General features: G+C 73.7%; 15 protein-coding genes and 1 tRNA gene. 3 read left to right on the top strand and 13 right to left on the bottom strand.

The window, feature by feature from the left end; translation table 11 throughout:
- Positions 1-117: 117 nt before the first annotated feature.
- A complete protein-coding gene (gene leuE / locus HS99_RS09400; RefSeq protein ID WP_030556803.1) occupies positions 118-774 on the bottom strand; it encodes a leucine efflux protein LeuE in 657 nt (218 codons plus the stop codon).
- 183 nt (positions 775-957) lie between these two features.
- On the opposite strand from leuE, the gene HS99_RS09395 reads away from it, so the two are divergent.
- Positions 958-1,031: transfer RNA gene (locus tag HS99_RS09395), tRNA-Thr, on the top strand.
- A gap of 182 nt (positions 1,032-1,213) precedes the next feature.
- On the opposite strand, the gene HS99_RS47700 is transcribed toward HS99_RS09395, so the two are convergent.
- From HS99_RS47700 to HS99_RS09350, 10 genes are all read right to left on the bottom strand, one after another.
- Positions 1,214-1,342 (bottom strand): hypothetical protein, encoded by a 129-nt coding sequence (locus tag HS99_RS47700; RefSeq protein WP_267885585.1) that lies wholly within the window; start codon positions 1,340-1,342, stop codon positions 1,214-1,216.
- A 245-nt stretch (positions 1,343-1,587) separates the two neighbouring features.
- Positions 1,588-2,721, bottom strand: coding sequence for a DUF4034 domain-containing protein (locus tag HS99_RS09390; RefSeq protein ID WP_046387024.1), 1,134 nt, complete (start codon positions 2,719-2,721; stop codon positions 1,588-1,590).
- Between the two features lie 65 nt (positions 2,722-2,786).
- Positions 2,787-3,110 carry a hypothetical protein gene (locus HS99_RS09385; RefSeq protein ID WP_030556806.1) on the bottom strand — a complete coding sequence of 108 codons (324 nt, stop codon included), beginning with the start codon at positions 3,108-3,110 and terminating at the stop codon, positions 2,787-2,789.
- Between the two features lie 513 nt (positions 3,111-3,623).
- Positions 3,624-5,336, bottom strand: coding sequence for a phytoene desaturase family protein (locus HS99_RS09380; RefSeq protein ID WP_030556807.1), 1,713 nt, complete (start codon positions 5,334-5,336; stop codon positions 3,624-3,626).
- Between the two features lie 467 nt (positions 5,337-5,803).
- The gene (locus tag HS99_RS42375; protein ID WP_030556809.1) at positions 5,804-6,358 is read right to left on the bottom strand and encodes a hypothetical protein; all 555 of its coding nucleotides are present in this window, start codon (positions 6,356-6,358) and stop codon (positions 5,804-5,806) included.
- Between the two features lie 154 nt (positions 6,359-6,512).
- On the bottom strand, positions 6,513-8,162 hold the full coding sequence (locus tag HS99_RS09370) for an ABC transporter permease subunit (protein ID WP_030556810.1): 1,650 nt from the start codon (positions 8,160-8,162) through the stop codon (positions 6,513-6,515).
- Positions 8,156-9,052: an ABC transporter ATP-binding protein gene (locus HS99_RS09365; RefSeq protein ID WP_030556812.1), complete on the bottom strand. Its 897-nt coding sequence runs from the start codon at positions 9,050-9,052 to the stop codon at positions 8,156-8,158. Before HS99_RS09365 ends, HS99_RS09370 begins: the two co-directional genes overlap by 7 nt.
- A 157-nt stretch (positions 9,053-9,209) precedes the next feature.
- A complete protein-coding gene (locus tag HS99_RS09360) occupies positions 9,210-9,797 on the bottom strand; it encodes a TrmH family RNA methyltransferase (protein ID WP_046386525.1) in 588 nt (195 codons plus the stop codon).
- On the bottom strand, positions 9,794-10,438 hold the full coding sequence (locus HS99_RS09355; RefSeq protein WP_033346980.1) for a class I SAM-dependent methyltransferase: 645 nt from the start codon (positions 10,436-10,438) through the stop codon (positions 9,794-9,796). Before HS99_RS09355 ends, HS99_RS09360 begins: the two co-directional genes overlap by 4 nt.
- 291 nt (positions 10,439-10,729) lie before the next feature.
- The gene (locus HS99_RS09350) at positions 10,730-11,197 is read right to left on the bottom strand and encodes a carboxymuconolactone decarboxylase family protein (RefSeq protein WP_030556816.1); all 468 of its coding nucleotides are present in this window, start codon (positions 11,195-11,197) and stop codon (positions 10,730-10,732) included.
- 200 nt (positions 11,198-11,397) lie between these two features.
- Here HS99_RS09350 and HS99_RS44715 point away from each other — a divergent pair, with 200 nt between their 5' ends.
- On the top strand, positions 11,398-11,592 hold the full coding sequence (locus HS99_RS44715; RefSeq protein WP_030556817.1) for a hypothetical protein: 195 nt from the start codon (positions 11,398-11,400) through the stop codon (positions 11,590-11,592).
- 77 nt (positions 11,593-11,669) lie between these two features.
- Here HS99_RS44715 and HS99_RS09340 read toward each other — a convergent pair whose 3' ends face one another.
- Together HS99_RS09340 and HS99_RS09335 are read right to left on the bottom strand one after the other, a co-directional pair.
- Positions 11,670-14,693, bottom strand: a complete 3,024-nt coding sequence (locus tag HS99_RS09340) for a lysylphosphatidylglycerol synthase transmembrane domain-containing protein (RefSeq protein ID WP_050366705.1) — start codon at positions 14,691-14,693, stop codon at positions 11,670-11,672.
- A gap of 55 nt (positions 14,694-14,748) precedes the next feature.
- Entirely contained in the window at positions 14,749-15,510 is a 762-nt protein-coding gene (locus tag HS99_RS09335) for an SDR family oxidoreductase (protein ID WP_030289330.1), read from the bottom strand.
- A 196-nt stretch (positions 15,511-15,706) separates the two neighbouring features.
- Between HS99_RS09335 and HS99_RS09330 the strand changes: the two genes are divergently transcribed.
- Positions 15,707-16,636: a helix-turn-helix transcriptional regulator gene (locus HS99_RS09330; RefSeq protein WP_063737815.1), complete on the top strand. Its 930-nt coding sequence runs from the start codon at positions 15,707-15,709 to the stop codon at positions 16,634-16,636.
- Positions 16,637-16,638 lie beyond the last annotated feature (2 nt).

The following is a 16,638-nucleotide window of genomic DNA, read 5'->3' as shown; positions in this document are numbered from 1 at the left end:
CACCCTCCTGCTGCGGTCGGCGCCGTGCCCGCGGTGGCCGCCGTGCTCGCCGTGTCGTGTCCGCGGGGTGTGCTCGCCGTGTCCGCCGTGCCGTCGGCGGGCTCGCCGTGCCGCCGGTCAGGCGGAGGAGACCGCCAGCTTCGCGGCGAAGCCCGCGAACAGCACGGCGACACCGCTGGTCAGGGTCGCCGACAGGCGCCGGCGGCGGCGGAAGGCGGTGGCGAGCGTGGTGCCGGCGAAGATCAGCAGCGAGAGGTAGAGCAGGCTGAAGGTCTGCAGGATGCCGCCGAGCAGGGCGAAGGAGAGCGCGGGCTGCCCGTAGGACGGGTCGACGAACTGGGTGAAGAACGACAGCAGGAACAGGATCGCCTTGGGGTTGAGCAGGCTGATCACCAGCGCCCGCCGGAACGGCCGCTCGCCCGCCTCCACCGCCGCCTCCGCGCCGTCCGCCGGGTCGGCCTCCGCCCGGCGTTCGCGCCAGAGCTGGCGGGCGGCCCGCAGCATCCCGAACCCGATCCACAGCAGGTAGGCGGCGCCGCCGAACTTGACCACCGCGAACACCGCCGGGTTGGCCTTCAGCAGTGAGGCCGCCCCCAGCGAGGTCAGGCTGATCAGCGTGAGGTCGCCCACGAACACGCCCGCCGCGGCCCGGTACCCGGTCCGGATGCCCTTGCGGGCGGCGACCGACAGCACGTACAGCGAGTTGGGACCAGGCAGCAGGATGATCACGAGGGCGCCGAGGACGTACGTCGTCAGGTCGTTGACACCGAACACGGTGCGCTCCGGAGGTGGGGAAGGGGTGACAGGGGGCGCTCATCGTAACGTCGCACCGGCGATCGATTGAAGCGAAAACTATCTGCCCCCACGCACCCCCACCCGCCCCCCGACCATCCCGGCTACGGATCACCTGCGAACCTGTGTAGACTGACCCGCGTTGCCACCACACATGGCAGTGGTGCCGCCTTAGCTCAGTTGGCCAGAGCAACGCACTCGTAATGCGTAGGTCGCGGGTTCGAATCCCGCAGGCGGCTCAAGGTGAACCCCAGGTCAGGCATCTGACCTGGGGTTTTTCCGTTTCCTTGGCCATGGGAATCGGGAAGATCGGACACCCGGATTCTGTGCATCGCAGTGCGTGGGTCGTCGGTTCGCTGGTGTCACCGATTCTCCGGAGGGAGCCTGTGACCTGCAGTTATGTCGAGGGTGGCGAGTTGATTCACTCGGTGCCGGAGAGCCTCGGTGGACAGCCGGTGGACAAGCGTGCCGCGGTCATGGCGCGCAGGGAGTCGACCGGCGTCGCGCGCCGCCTGATGCCGCCCGCGAAGTCGCGGATGGCGTCGAGCATCCGCTGACAGTAGCCCTCCAACTGCCGGTCCCGGCCTGCCATCTGCTCCGGGCCGACAGGAGGTCAAGACTGCCGCCCACGGGGTTTGTCATGTCGCAGTCGGACGGTCGCAGGCGATCGGGACGGTCGCCTGCGGTCCCGTAAAGGTGTACGAGGTAAACAGACTATCGGTGGGGCGCGTTGGACTTGGCCAGCGCGATGGGCGTATAGCCCGTTGCCGATCACTCGGCTGACGGGCGTCCCTGTCAGGCGGTGGGCGGTGTGGGGCGGCCCGCCTTGTCCCAGCCGGTGCGGGCGCGGTTGCGGATCTCTATGTAGGTGGCCTTCGGTCGGCCGGTGTAGGTCCAGGGCGCGTGGTCGATGTACCGGTCGGCCAGGCGGAACTGCTCGACGGCCTCTGCCCAGCGGCGGTTGTGGGTGAGACCGTAGGCGAGGAGGTGGTGCAGACCGGGCAGGCGTGGGTCGTCAGTCGGGACGGTCTTCAGGTCGGCGATGACTTTGTCGATGGCCTGGTTCGCCTGCGGAGTCATCCAGGACCGGTAGTCGTCCTCGGTGAACTCCAGCTCGTGGAGGGCGGCCAGGCGCAGACCGGAGAGCAGGCTCTCGGGAGGCGCTCCGGCGGCGGCCCGCTCCGCGAACGCGGACATCTGCTCGTGCGAGCCGCTCCACTTGCGGCACCAGTACTGCAGCGCGGTCTGGTGGGCGCTGTAGTGGTACGGAGCTCGGGCGATCACCTGCTGCCACAGGGCATCGAACTGCTCGTGTGACCAGCCGAGGCCCATGGCGATGGGCAGTTGCGAGACGAACGGGGACGGGTCGTCGGGGGCGAGTTCGGCGGCGGCGCGGCTCGCCTCGGTGGCCTCGCCCAGGACGCGGTGGAAAGCGTCGAACTGCTCGCGGGTGACGTGCTTGGCCTGCTTGCTGCTGCGGACCTGCCAGGCGAGGTCGATCAGCGCGGTGGCGTGGACCACGGCCGCGTCCGCAGAGCCAGGTTCGGCGGCGCGCCAGGCGCTGAGCCAGCCGTCGTCCTTGCTGGCGTGCTCGGCGAGCTTCCACAGGCGGCGGTAGCGCTCGTTCCAGTCGGTGCCGGCCTCGGCGAGGTAGGCGGCGAAGGGCTTCCAGTCGCCAGCTGTTGCGGCTTCCTCAGCCTGCGCCAACTGTGCCGCGTCGGCGCCGGGCGCGGTGGCACGGGTCGGGTCGAGATCTCCGTCGGAGGGCAGGCCGAACGCGGTGGGGTCGATCTGGGCGCGGGCGGCACTGGCGGCCTTGAGGGCCTCGGTCTTCTGCTGGAGATCGGCGGTGCGGCGGTTGAAGTACCGGGTCGCGAGTTTGGCGAGGGCCCATATCAACGGCGGGATGAGCAGGAGAAGAACAGCCATGACGGCGCTTTGGGTCTTTCTCTGTGGAGACGCGGACGGACGGGGCGGTGCGGGCAGGCCTTCGCTCACACGGCCGTCGAGGGGCCGGCGCAGCGTAACAGCGTGCACAGCGGGGCGGTGTCGGGGGTGTCGGTGACGGCGGCGCCCAGGGCGGCGGTGAGGCCGTCCTGGACGCCGTGCGGTAGGGACAGCCGGGCCGGCTCGCCCCAGGAGGGTTCCCGGCGGGCTTGGCCGGCGTCGGCGAGGACAAGCAGAGTGAGCGAACGGAGTCCGTCGCGCAGGGCGGTGTGCAGGAACTCGCGGGCGGCCCGGGCGGCCCGGGCGGTGGCGGCGGCGGACCGCTCACTCCTCGTCAGTTCCGATCGCGACTGGAATGCGCTGTATCCCACGAGGACACCTGTACATCGTTCAGGCACGAGGAGAGAACGCTTGTTTGGAGGCCGGCCGTCATCGAAGAGTGGATTGTTCAGCGGTCGCAGAGCAGGTCGACCGCCGGGCGGCGAGCTCGAACCGACAAGACGTAGCTATGCCCCCGTCTCGGCGCGCGTAGCAACCTGCCAGTGCGTGAGCGATGCGTGAGCGGACGGGGGCAGCACAGGGCCGGTTCGGGTGAGATCGTGGATCACGGTGCAACGCTCTGAACTGCGGGTTCATCACCAGGTGGTCGATACTGGCAGCGGCCAGCATGATCACTCTCGGTCGAAATGCGTAGGTCGCGGATTCGAATCCCGTAGGCGGCTCGATAGGTGGAAGGTTCGGTCGGATGTTCTGGCCGGGCCTCTTGCGTTGGGTGGGCGGCGTGGGGCGGGAGGTCGGGGCTACTGGTCCGGGTGGGCGAGGACGGGGACGACGGACGCCCGCCCCGGGGAGAGGCGGGCGTCGCGGGAGTGGTCGGGCGGGGGTCAGCCGAGGCGGGCGAAGCCCTTGGCGGTCCGGCGGGCGAGGCCGCGGGAGACCAGCAGTGGATCCCAGTCCGGGCCGCGGTCGGGCAGTTTGGCCGGGTCGCCGAGGACGGCGCCGGCTGCCACCTCGGGGAGCAGCTGGCGTCCGAGGATCTGTCCGGCGGCGGCCATCCCGCCGGTGGCGACCGCGCTCAGGCCGCTGCCGAAGCGGATGTTCTGGCCGACCACGTAGAGGCCCTCGACGTCGGTGCGCACGTCCGGGCGCTGGCTGACGTTGCCCCAGCGGGCCATGCCGTACGGGGTGCCGCCGGTGCCGCGGATGTAGCGCTCGTGGCTGAGGGGGGTGGCCGCCTCGAGGTGGGTGATGCGGTCCCGGAAGGGGCCGATCACCTTCTCGGCGGCCGTCACCATCAGCTCGGTGAAGTGCCGCTTACGGGCCTGGTAGGCGGCGTCGCGGCGGTAGGGTTCGCCGTCGACCGGGCCGCCGCGGACGCCCCAGAAGCCGTAGCCGGGCGGGCAGAGGGTCATCAGCTGGAAGTTGCTGTGGCCGGGCGGGCAGACGGCGGCCGCGCCCGGGTCCTTGTGGGAGGCGAAGGAGAACAGCAGCTGGGGGATCGAGTCCACCGTGCCGTCGCGTTCCCAGCTCTCGACCATCGCCGCGTAGGCGGCCTCCATGTCGTCGCTGCCGTGCCACCAGATGTTGGCGTTGGGCAGGCCGGGCAGCTCGGTGTCGAGCGCGACGTACGCCGTGACCAGGCCGCCGCGCATGGTGGCGGCGCGGGTGCGGGCGACCAGGTCGGCGGGGAAGGCCTGCTCGCCGCCGCACAGGTCGAGCACGGTGCGGCGGTAGTCGGCGTTGGAGATCACCAGGGGGGCGGATATCCGGGTGCCGTCGGCGAGTGCGACACCGGTGGCGTGCCCCTGCTCGATCAGGATGCGGCGCACCTCGCAGCGGGTGCGCAGCTCGCCACCGTAGGACTCCAGGGCTTCCACGAAGGCGGCCACCAGCATCTGCCCGCCGCCCTCCGGGTAGTAGGCGCCGCGCATGTAGTGGTCGAGCATGGCGGCGTGCTCGGCGAAGGTGATGCCGTCCGGCATGGTGCCGTAGTTGCCGGCCTGTGCGGCGACCAGGGTGCGGGCCTTCGGGGAGAGCCCGCAGTGGTCCAGGGCCTCGGCCAGGGACCGGCTCCGGCGGGCCCAGCGCATGGTGTCCGGCTGCTCGCGGAACAGCTCGACCATGTGGTGGCCGACCAGGCTCTCCCGGGTGGCACCGGACACCGTCCGGGCGATGTGGACGAAGCGGTCGACCCCCTCGGCCTCCTCGGGCAGTGCCGCGCGGAGCCGGTCGCGGTAGGCGTCCCAGCCGGCCGGCACGTCCAGCGTGGCGGTGGGGGTGATGATCCGGTCGAAGCCCTGCTCGTTGTCCATCGGGCGGAAGGTCACCCGGTCGCGGACGCCGAGGCCGGACAGGATGGCCGGGAAGATGCCGTTCGGCCCGCAGTCGCCGATGTAGTGGGTGCCCACGTCGAACTCGTACTTGCGCCGGCGCCGGAACACGTGGGCGTTGCCCCCGGCAACGTCGTGCTGTTCGAGGACGAGCACCCGGCGCCCGTCGGCGGCCAGGTAGGCCGCGCTGACCAGTCCGCCGAGGCCGCTGCCGACCACGATCGCGTCGTAGCGTTCCTCGCCGGCTCTGGCCGTCGGACCTTGCACTTCCCGCATTTCCGCCCCCACTCGTCTGCCCATCGGAAGGTGCCGCCATGGACGTGGATCTCGAAGGCCGGCCCGTTGATGTGCGCCGCTCGATCGGAGGGCAGGGAGGAGACCGGATCGGCCGCCTCCTCGGGCTTGCCGACCCGGCCGAGCGCAACGTTCCCCGCATCCGTTCCAGCGCGGCCCCGGGCAGGTCGCCGACCGTGTCGGTGGCGATCGGGCCGGGGCGACCACGATGGCTCGCACGCCGCGCGGGCCGCACTCCTCGGTCGGGGACCTGGTGAATCCGGTGATCCCCGCCTGAAACACGGCATAGTCGGCGCGGGCGACGTTACCGCAAATCCCCGACCGTGACGATGGGTTGACGATGGATCGGATCCTGTGCTCGTTCAGCGGGCCGAGTGGGGCGGGGCGGGCCGAGCGGGGGAGCCCGGAGGAGGTCGGAGGGGCTCGGTGGGCGGTCGCCCTCACCGCCGCAGGAAGGTTCCGCCGTCGAGGACCCAGAGGCTGGCCGGGACCGCACCGCACTTGACGACCTCGGTGTGCAGGTCGGGGTCGGTCCGGCTCCAGCCGGCCCGGCGCTGGTGCTGCTCGTCGGTCGGGTAGAAGGTGAGGCCGGCCTCGGGGTGCAGGCCTTCCTCGAAGAGGTACGGCTCGCCCCCGAGCGGGGTGATCACGGTCTTCGAGATGGGCCCGGTCACGGTGACGGCGCCGTTCGCGTCGACGGCCAGGCAGTCGACGTCGAACTCGGCACGGACGGTGCCGGATGTCTCGAAGACGTGCTGCACCACGACGTGCCCCTGGGCGCGGCCGTCGATCGTGCGGGCGCTGACCTGCGCGGTGAGCCGTTCGCCCGGGGTGGGGCCCGGGCCGTGGTCGCTGAGCAGGGTCCAGCTGTGCAGCGTGAGGTGCTGGCCGGGGCGCTGGGCCGGTACGGGCGCGGCCGAGGCGGTGCCTGCGGACCCGGCGGCGAGGGCCAGGGCCGCAGTGGTGAGCGCGACGGCGGCGGTGAACTTGCGCATGGTCAATCCTCTGCGGAGAGAAGGGAATCGGCCGGTTCTCCGGCTGCCTCCAAGCTCCCAGTTCACTCCTGGTCACGGCCTCCGCCGCGGGGCGGGACCGGCTCCCCCCGTCGGGGGAACCGTCCCTCCTCCGCGCGGTGCACGGAGTGGCGTGTCACCGGACAGCGTGGCGTATCGCGTCCAGGGCAAGGGCGGCCGCGGCGAGTGCGGTGGCCAGGCCCGCGACCGCGAGCGGGGCCGGGGCGCGGCTCCCGGAGGCGCCGAGGAAGTCCAGCCCGGAGACGTGGTTGACCATCCCGTACCAGAGCAGCGGGTAGACGGTCTGGAACATCCGGGGGCCGCGGGTGAGGCTGCCACAGAGCAGCGCCAGGGCGGGGATCAGCAGGGCGCCCGCCAGAGCGCCGGCCGCCGCCCGGACCTGCCCGGCACCGGCGAGTCGCAGCGCGGGTACGGCGGCCACCGCCAGCGCCGGGAGGATGCCCGCGAACAGACCGGCCAGCCCCCGGCGCAGCGGGGACGGGCAGGCGCCGAGCAGTTGGTCGATGCTGCCGCCGTCGGCCCGGTGACCCATCCGGGACCAGAGCGGCATCGGCCAGAGCATCGCGAATGGCAGCACCGCGTGGCTCGGCCCGTCGGGGGCGACGGCCGCCGCCGCCATCGCGAGCACGGCCACCCCGACCCACCAGAGCCGCTGCCCCCGCACCAGGATCCGCAGCTCCCCGAGCAGCGCGTCGAACCCGATCCGCCCCTGGCGGGGAGCGGTCAGCCGGGTCGGATCCAGGGCGAAGCCCGCCGGTCCGGCCGAGGACGCCGCCGCGCCCCCGGCCGGACCGTCCTGGCCGGTCGGCCGGAAAACCCCGGCCAGCCGGAGGTCCCAGGTCCGCCGGAGGACCCCGGTCGGCCCGAAAGCCCCGATCGCCCCGCCAGCCCCGGCTGCTGGGTGGGCCCGGGGCCCGTCGAAGCGCCGGAACCACAGCGCCCCGATCAGCGCGATCCCCACCGCCGCACCGACCAGCAGCACCCCCGTGGCTGCCGGTCCGAACGCCTCGCCGGGCCCGAGGCCGGGCCAGTCGAAGGTGCCGAGCACCCGGTTGTCCGCCGTCAGGCCCACGCCGAACTCCACCCCGTCGACCGGTCGCCCGCCGGCCGCGAGCACCTCCCGGATCGAGGCGGTGATCCGCCGCATGCCCAGCAGGTCCGGCCCGCCGCCGGCCTGCGCGCCCAGCACGAGGACCAGCCAGACGACGAACCAGACCGCCGCCCCGAGCCCGCCGCGCAGCCCGGGCACCGTGTCGAACAGCACCGCGCACCCGGCTACCGCCGCCAGCAGCGGCAGCGTGACCAGGACGTACGGCAGCAGCAGCCGCACCGTGTCCACCCGGTCGGAGTCGCCCTTGATCAGCTGCACCGCGAGCGCCGTCCCCGCCAGTGCGAGCAGCATCGAGCCGAACAGCAGCAGATTGCTGACGAACTTGCCCGCCAGGTACCCGACCCGGCTCAGCGGGGTGGCGGCGAGGAGCCGGCCGACGCCGCTCTGCTCGTCCCGCCCGATGGCGCCCCGGGCAATCCCGAAGCCCGCCAGCGAGAGCCAGACCGCACCGCCGAGCGCCGTCACCGTGCCCACGTAGCCGCTGGTGTAGCGGCCGTGCAGGTCCGTTACCTGGAAGACCTCCCAGCGGGAGTCACCCACCGGCGCGGCCAGCAGCCCGAGCGCGAGCGTGCCCAGGAGCACGACCAGGTAGCCGGGCCGCCGTCGGCGCTCCCGGAAGTCGGCCAGGGCCAGTGCCCCGATGCGCGTCACCATGCGGCCACCTGCTCCGTCGCGGACCGGTCGGCGGTGAGCAGCAGGTACGCGTCCTCCAGCCGGGGCGGTACCGGCCGCGCCCCGGCGGCGGGCGCGTGCCGGGACAGCACCCGCGCCCGGACGCCCTGCGGGGTACGGGTGGTGCCGCCGAGCAGGAACCGCGAGCGCAGCGGCGGGAGTTGGTCGGCCGGGACGGTCAGCTCCCAGACCGAGCCCTCGGCGCTGAGCAGCAGTTCCTCCGTGCTGCCGTGGTGCAGCAGCCGCCCGCCGCCCATCACCGCGATCCGGTCGGCGGTGGCCGCCACGTCCGGCACGATGTGGGTGGAGAGCACGACGATCCGCTCGGCGCCCATCCCGCTCAACAGGCTGCCGAAGCGCAGCCGCTCCTCCGGGTCGAGCCCGACCGTCGGCTCGTCGACGATCAGCAGCGCCGGGTCGTTGAGCAGCGCCTGGGCGATGCCGACCCGTTGGCGCATTCCGCCGGACATCGCGCCCAGCCGCTGCCCGGCCGCGTCCGAGAGGTTGACCAGTTCGAGCAGCTCCTCGATCCTGGCCCGGGCGGAGCGCCGGCGCAGCCCCTTGGCGGCGGCCAGGTAGGCGAGGAACTCGCGGGCGGTGAGCTGCGGGTAGACGCCGAAGTCCTGCGGCAGGTAGCCGACGGCACGGCGCAGCGGCCCGGGCCTGCGGGTGATGTCCACCCCCTCCCACAGCACCCGCCCCGAGGTGGGCCGGGTGACCGTGGCCAGGATGCGCATCAGGCTCGACTTGCCGGCGCCGTTGGCGCCGAGCAGGCCGAGCACTCCGGGCCGGAGCGTCAGCGTGAAGGAGTCCACGGCGCGCTTGCCGCCCCGGTACTCCTTGGTGAGGTCGAGGATCTGGAGTTCGGTCACGCCCGAAATGCTTCCGGCCGGGCCGCATCCGCACATCTGCCGTTCGGCAGATATCCGAGCGCTTCCGGCGCGGAAAAACGCCGGAGGGGTGGGCCTTTCGGCACACCCCTCCGGTCATCTGGTCCAGATGTCAGGCCGGTTCGGCCCTCCGGTCGATTCAGTCCTCGTCGCCGAAGTCGCCCCCGAGGTCGCCCCCGGCGTCGCTCCCGTCCGGGGTGCCGCTGAGCGCGTACCCCTGGCGGCGCGCCTCGTAGCAGGCCACCGTCGCGGCCGCCGAGACGTTCAGCGAGCCGACCCGGCCCAGCTGCGGCACGAACACCACCTGGTCGCAGAGCGCCAGCGCCTCGGGCGTGATCCCGCGGTCCTCGTGCCCGAGCACGAAGGCCACCGCCGGGGTCAGCTCGGCGGCGAACATCGGCACCGCCTCGTCCGCGAGCTCCAGCCCGACCACCTTGAAGCCGTCCGCCTTCGCGGCCGCGACCGCCTCGGCGACCGTCGGGAAGTGCTCCACCTTCAGGTACTTGTCGGTGCCCATGGCGGCCTTCTGCGCACCGGACGAGCGCACCGACGGGGTGTCCCCGGTCAGGTACAGCTTCTCGGCGCCCATCGCCGCCCCGGTCCGGACCACCGAGCCGACGTTGAACGGCGACTGCAGGTTCTCCAGGATCATCGCGAGCCGGAACTCGTTGCTGCGCCGCCACGAGCGGTGCAGTCGCTTCAGTTCGGTCCCGCGCAGCTGCTTCACGACGTCGTTCCCCGTCCACTCTCCGAGCCCTCGCCCGCATCCGGGCGGGGCCGCGCTTCCAGAATCCGGAACCCGTTGACCGAGGTGACCCGGGAGGTCGGGTGGCCCTGCTCGTTGAGCCACTTCTGCAGCGAGTCCGAGCCCAGGTGCTTCTGCACCACGAGGAACGCCGAGCCGTCCGGAGTCAGCCGGCCGAGCCAGTGCGTCAGCAGGCGGCGCAGCTCGGCCTTGCCGATGCGGATCGGCGGGTTGGAGTAGATGGTGGCGAACCGGAGGTCCTCGGGGACGTCGTCCGGCAGCGCGGCGTGGACGTTGCCCAGCCGCAGCGCCTCGGCGTTCAGCCGGACCAGTTCCAGCGCGCGCTCGTTGACGTCCACCGCCCACACCGGCAGCCGCTTGCGCCGGGTCGCCCAGGTCAGCGCGATCGGGCCGTAGCCGCAGCCGACGTCCAGGATCGGTCCGCGCACCCGCGGCTGGGGGGCGTGCTCCAACAGGATCCGGGTGCCAGGGTCGAGCCGACCGTGCGAGAACACCCCGGTGTCGGTGGTCAGTTCGAGGGTCAGGTCCGGCAGTGAGACCGTGATCGGCCGACGCTCGCTGGCGACCTCGGGTGCACTGGAGAAGTAGTGCGAGCCGGACATCTTTTCCCCGTCGTCGGTATGGGCTCGGGGCCACCGGGTGGGTGTGGGTAAGCCCTGGGTACGGCACCGATCGTACCCCCGGTGGCCTGCGGCGCGTTCCGCGCGGCCCTGCGGTGCGGGTCCGCCAGGGCCTTCGGTGGATCCGCCGGGGCCTTCGGTGGGCCCACCGGGGCCTTCGGTGGGCCCGCCGGGTCAGGCCGCGGGTCCGCCCGGTCCGGCCGCGGGTCCGCGAAGGGACCGCGGAGGGTCCACCGGGGCCGGGTGCGCACCGCCCCGCCGCGGCCGCCGCGGTTACCGGGTGCCCGGGGTCTTGCGGGTGGTGATGTTGATCCGGTTCCAGGTGTTGATGGTGAAGCACACGGAGACCAACTGCGCCAGCTCCGCCTCGGCGAAGTGTTCGGCGGCCCGGGCGTACACCGCGTCCGAGACGCCGCCGCCGATCCGCACGATCTCCTCGGCGAGCGCGAGCGCGGCCCGCTCGCGCTCGCTGTACACCCCGGCCGGGGCCTCGTGCCAGACGGGCAGCAGGTAGATCCGCTCGTCGGTCTCGCCGGCCTTGCGGGCGTCCTTGGCGTGCATATCCAGGCAGTACGCGCAGTTGTTCAGCTGCGAGGTGCGCATCTGCACCAGCTCGACCAGCGCCGGGTCCAGGCCCTCGCGGGCGGCGGCGTCCAGGGCGATCATCGCGCGGAACACCTTGGGCACGGTGCGGGCGTAGTCGAGGCGGGCGGGGGTGGTGGTGATCTCGTTCGTCGTCATGACTACGACCCTAGGAGGAGAATGCACCCGTTCCATGGGTCATTCAGGGGCAGGATTCATGGGTCAATTCCGCTTCCGGCGGCAGGGCCCGGCCAACACGCCGGAGCGGTCCCGGCGCGTCGCGTCAGCGCGCCCGGCGACGGATACTGCCAGTACGCCATCCGGGCCCTGGGAGTCTCCCGACAGTGAGGACGGACGCCATGCCGCAGGACCACGAGGACTACCTGATCGACGAGACCGTCGAGACCGTCGAGCCCGACGAGGAGGTCACCAGCGACGAGTACGACGAGGTCGCCGAGCGCCGGGCCCTCGGGGCGGACCCGGCCACCGACGTCGCGGACGCCGCCGAGCAGAACCGGATCGTCCAGCTCGACGAGGACGACTACCGCGAGTAGGCCGCCCGGCCCCCAGCCTCCCCACAGCTACACGGCTCCACAGCCACACAGCCACACGGCTCCACAGCCACACACCTTTACAGCGCCTTGCGGCGCTGCAGCCAGGTCATCGCCGCCCAGCCCGGCAGCACCGGCAGGATCAGCGTCAGCAGCCGGAAGAGCGCCACCGCCGCCACCGCACCGCCTTCCTCCATCGACGCGGTCTGCTGCAGCCCGAACACCAGCGCCCCGTCCACCGCGCCGGCCCCGCCCGGGGTCGGCGCGGCATTGCCCGCCGCGTTGCCCACCAGGAACACCACCGCCACCGAGGCGAAGGACGGCTCCCGGCCGATCGCCAGGGCGCAGCAGTACAGACAGGCAATCAGACAGAGCGACACGAGCAGCTGCCCGGCCACCCCCACCGCCAGCCGCCCGGGGTTGCGCAGCAGGTCCAGCAGTCGCGGCAGCACCTCGGCGGTCAGCGGTCGCAGCCGCGCCGCCAGCCACCGCCGGGCCGGCGGGATCGACCACACCACCGCCAGCAGCACCGCGGCCACCACCAGCCCGACGACCACGGCGGGCAGTGCCTCCAGCTCCGAACCGCCCGGCTGCGCGTCCACCAGGTAGACGAAGGCCCCCAGCTGGAGCAGGTGCAGCACCAGCCCGATCACCTGCCCCACCCCGACGCTGGACAGCGCCTTCGCGGTCGGGACGTTCGCCTGCTGCAACAGCCGGGTGTTCAGCGCGATCCCGCCGACACCCCCGGGCGACACCAGCTTCACGAACGCCCCGGCGAGCTGTGTCAGCACCACGTTGCGGAAGTTCAGCCGCTCCGGGACGAAGCCGACGAACCCCATCCCGGCCGCCACATGACTCAGTCCCGCCGCCACCAGCGCCAGCGCCAGCCACCACGGATCGGCGTCGGCCAGGGCAGCGACCGGGTTGTCCTCGGCCGCGAAGAACTGCGGGATCAGCAGCCAGCCGGCCACCACCCCGCCCACCACGGCCAGCAGCGTCCGCGGCCGCAACCGCTCCAGCCGCACCGGCCGCCCCACCACCTCCGGCCGACCGCGCAGTACCTCCGCCCGGATCTCCTCCAGCAACCCGCCGGTCGGGTCGGCCTCGTCGGGGGCCTGGTCCGGGGCTTCAGGGATGTCGCCGGACCTGGCCGACCGTTCGGCGCGGGGCACCTGCGGCTGCTCCCCGGCGATGGACGGGGCGCTGCCCGTGCCGCCGTCTCCTCCTGCGGTCGGCCCGGCAGCTGCGGGATCGGCCCGGTCGGCGGGTGTGCCGATCGTCGTGGGCGCGCCGGTGTCGGAGTGCCGGGAGCGCGCTCCGGTCGGGTCGGTGCTCGAAGCCGCGCCCGCCGGGTGGGCCGTCCCGGCCGCCGACGGCGCGTCGCCGTGCCCCGGCCGGACTCCGGTCGCAGGGACATCGGCCGCCGGGGCATCGGTCGCCGGGGCATCGGTCGCAGGGACATCGGCCGCCGGGACAGTGGTGCCGGCCGCGCCCGTGAGCAGGAGCGGGGCCGTGTGCCGCCCGGTCGGGCGCGCGCCGCCGGGCGCCTCCTCCGGGCCGACCCCCAGCGCCCGCGCGTCCGACTCCCCGCCCTGGCCGCGCTTGAGTGCCTGGCGGGTGGTGCGGGCGAGGGCTATCGGCTGGAGCAGGGGCAGGGCGGCGCCCAGGGGGTCGGGGCCGAGGACGTCGGTGGCGGTGCGGACGGAGCGGGCGGCGCCGGCGCGGAGGGCGAGGGTGGTGAGGAGCTGGACGATGTCGCAGCGCAGGACGAGTTCGCTCGCCGCGATGTCGCCGTCCGCGAAGTCGACCAGGTGGACCGCGCCGCTGTCGTCGACCAGCAGGGACGACGGGACGAGGGCGCGGTGGGCGATCTCGCGGCGCTGGAGCAGGGCGAGCTGGCTCCAGGCGTCGGTGAGGAGCTCGTCGGTGATCTCCGCGTCGTCGAGCTGGTCCAGGGTGCGCCCGGCCAGGTGCTCGTACGCGATCAGGGCGGTGTCGTGGCCGAGGCCCGCGGTGGCGGCGATGCGGCGGGTGCGCACGCCTGCGGCGAGGGCCGCGTAGGTGACCAGGGCCTCGTGCTCCAGCCCGGTGCGCGGTGAGCGAAGTGCGCGGGGGTGGGGGGCGGTGCGCAGGCGCAGGCGGCGCCAGGCGCGGCCGACGGCGGCGGCGGTGACGGCCTGCCGGTCGAGGAGCTGGACGTCGAGGTCGGGCCGTTCCTCGGCCTGCCGGACCCGGTAGCGGTCCGGTCCGGCGGGGACGGCCTCGACCGGCCGCAGCCCGCTGTCCCGCAGGGCACGCAGGACGTCCCCGGGCCTCGGCCGCGGGTCCGGGGTGCCGACGGCGTACAGGGTGCCGTGGGCGCCGGTCCAGCCGATCAGCAGGCCGAGCAGCAGCGCGGTGGGGGTGGCGTACCCGCCGGCCAGTCCGGCGAGGCCGGAGAGGGCGAGGACGGCCCAGGGCAGGCGCCGTTCACGGCTGCCGGAGGCGGTCATGAAGGCGAGGACGGGTGCGAGATAGCCGTAGACCGGCTCGGTGTGCCCGAGCACGTCGCCGGGCAGCCGGTGGGTGAGGGTGGTGAGCAGCGAGGTCGGGGCGAGGTCGTCGGCCCAGAGGTCCAGGGCGAGGGTCGCGCCGTACGCGGTGACGGCGGCGAGCAGTCCGTCGGAGACCTGTTGGAGGGCGCGCCGCCGGTCCGGTCCGAGCAGGCGGCGGACGGCGAGTCCGACGGGCAGCAGCAGTACGGCGGCGGTGGTGAGTCCGCCGGCCAGGCTCGCCAGCGGCCGCGGCACCAGTGCGCCGGCCTCGGCGACGTCGGCGGCGAAGCCCCCGGTGGTGGCCCGGGCGTAGTCCGCGAGCAGCAGGGTGAGCGCGATCGCGAGCAGGCCGGTGAGCAGCCGGATCAGGGCGACGGGCTGCCGTATCCGGCCGCCGTCGGACAGCGGTCGGGCCCGCCGCCGCTCACCGCCCGGCTGCCCGGGGGCGCCTTTGCCCCTGCCGTCGCCCGGCTGCCCGGGTATGCCCCCGCTGGTGTCCGGCCGCCGCGCAGGGGCCGTACTGCCGCCCCCGTCGGTGTCGCCGTTCGTTCTCCCCGTCACGATCGCCACGGGTGGCATGCTCCCATGCCACCCGTGGACCCGGAGCGGGATCTGCGTCCGTCCGTCACGCCTGCCGGGTCGGCAGCACCACCTGGTGGCGCAGGTTGACGTGCCGGGGGCGGCTGACGGTGTAGGCGATGAGATCCGCGACGTCCTCCGCCGTGAGCGCCGGGATGGCCGCGAACATCCCGCCGAGCTGCTCCCGCAGTGCGGGGTTGTCGATGTGGCCGCCGAGTTCGGTGTCGGTCAGGCCGGGCTCGACGGCGCTGACCCGGACGTCGCGCGGGCCGAGTTCGGCGCGCAGGGCGGTGGACAGCTGGGTGAGCGCGGCCTTGGTGGCGCCGTACACCGCGTAGTCGGGGAAGACGACGTGCGCGCCGATGGAGGAGACGTTGACCAGGTCGGCCGTGCGGCCGTCGGCGGCGGCCGCGGTGAGGTCGGCGGTGAAGGCGCGGATGACCCGCAGGGCGCCGGTGAGGTTGGTGTCGATCATCCGGGTCCACTCGTCGATCCGGCCGTCGGCGAGCGGGTTGGGCAGCATCACCCCGGCGTTGTTGACCACCAGGTCGACCGGCCCGTACGCGTCGTGGACGGCCGCGGCGGCGGCGTCGACCGAGTCCTGATCGGTGATGTCGGCGGTGACGGCGAGGGCCTGCCCGCCCGCCGCGGCGATCTCGGCGACGAGCGCCTCGATCCGGTCGGTGCGGCGGGCGAGCAGGGCGACCCGGGCGCCGTTGGCGGCGAGCAGCCGGGCGGTGGCGGCGCCCATGCCGCTGGCGGCTCCGGTGACGACGGCGGTGCGGGTGGCGAGGGCGGGGTAGCTCATCGGGGACTCCTGGGCCGGGTCGGCGGGCTGACGTCGACCACTCTGCGCCGGTGCCGCGCGCCCACCCAGGGCCACGTCCTTCCCCGGAACCCCTCACCCGGGAACCCCTCACCCGGGATGCCCGTTCCCGGGAACGGGCATCCCGGGAAAGGCAGTACCACCCTCGCGCCGCCCGCCCGGAGCTACCCTGCCTGGCATGGAGAACACCCTGGGGGACTTCCTCCGCTCGCGCCGGGCCCGGATCCAGCCGGAGGAGGTGGGCCTGCCCGCGCACGGCCGTCGCCGGGTGCAGGGCCTGCGCCGGGAGGAGGTCGCGCAGCTCGCCGGGGTGAGCGTGGACTACTACATCCGGCTGGAGCAGGGCCGCGGCGGCAGCGCCTCGGACGCGGTGCTGGGCGCGGTGGCCCGGGTGCTGCGGCTGGACGAGGTGGAGGCGGCGCACCTGCGCTCGCTGAACCGCCCGCCGAAGGCCCCGGCCGGCCGGGCCCGCGGGGACCGGCGGGTCCGCCCGGGGACGCGGTTGCTGCTGGACCTGATGACCGGGGTGCCGGCCTTCGTGCTGGGACGCCGGATGGACGTCCTGGCCTGGAACGCGCTGGGCGACGCGGTGAACGGTTTCTCCGACCGCGCGGGCGCCACCGCGGGCTCGCCCCCCAACCAGGCCCGGGACGCCTTCCTCGACCCCGCCGCCCGCGACTTCTACCCCCAGTGGGACGCCGTCGCCGCGGAGACCGTCGCCCAGCTGCGCCGGGACGCCGGACTGCACCCCGACGACCCGGCCCTGGCCGCGCTGGTGGGCGAACTGTCTCTGCGCAGCGAGGAGTTCCGCCGGTTGTGGGCGGATCACCTGGTGCGGGAGAAGACCAGCGGCGTGAAGCTGCTCCGGCACCCGCTGGTCGGCGAGCTGGAGTTCGGCTACGAGACCCTGACCGTCAACGGCTCGCCGGACCAGATGCTGGTCGTCTACACCGCCCCGCCGGACTCGCCCACCGCCCAGAAGTTGGCCCTCCTGGCCAGTTGGACGGCCCCGGGTGCCGCACCGGCCACTTCGCCCGGTACGCCCCCCATCCCCACCCCCGCCGCGCCGCCCACCCCCGCCGCGCCGCCCACCCCCGGCGCGTCCTGAAG

The organism is Kitasatospora aureofaciens, from assembly GCF_001188955.3.
GTDB lineage: Bacteria > Actinomycetota > Actinomycetes > Streptomycetales > Streptomycetaceae > Kitasatospora > Kitasatospora aureofaciens.
Note: the sequence above shows the minus strand (reverse complement) of the source record. Positions and strands in the feature narration are given on the sequence as shown.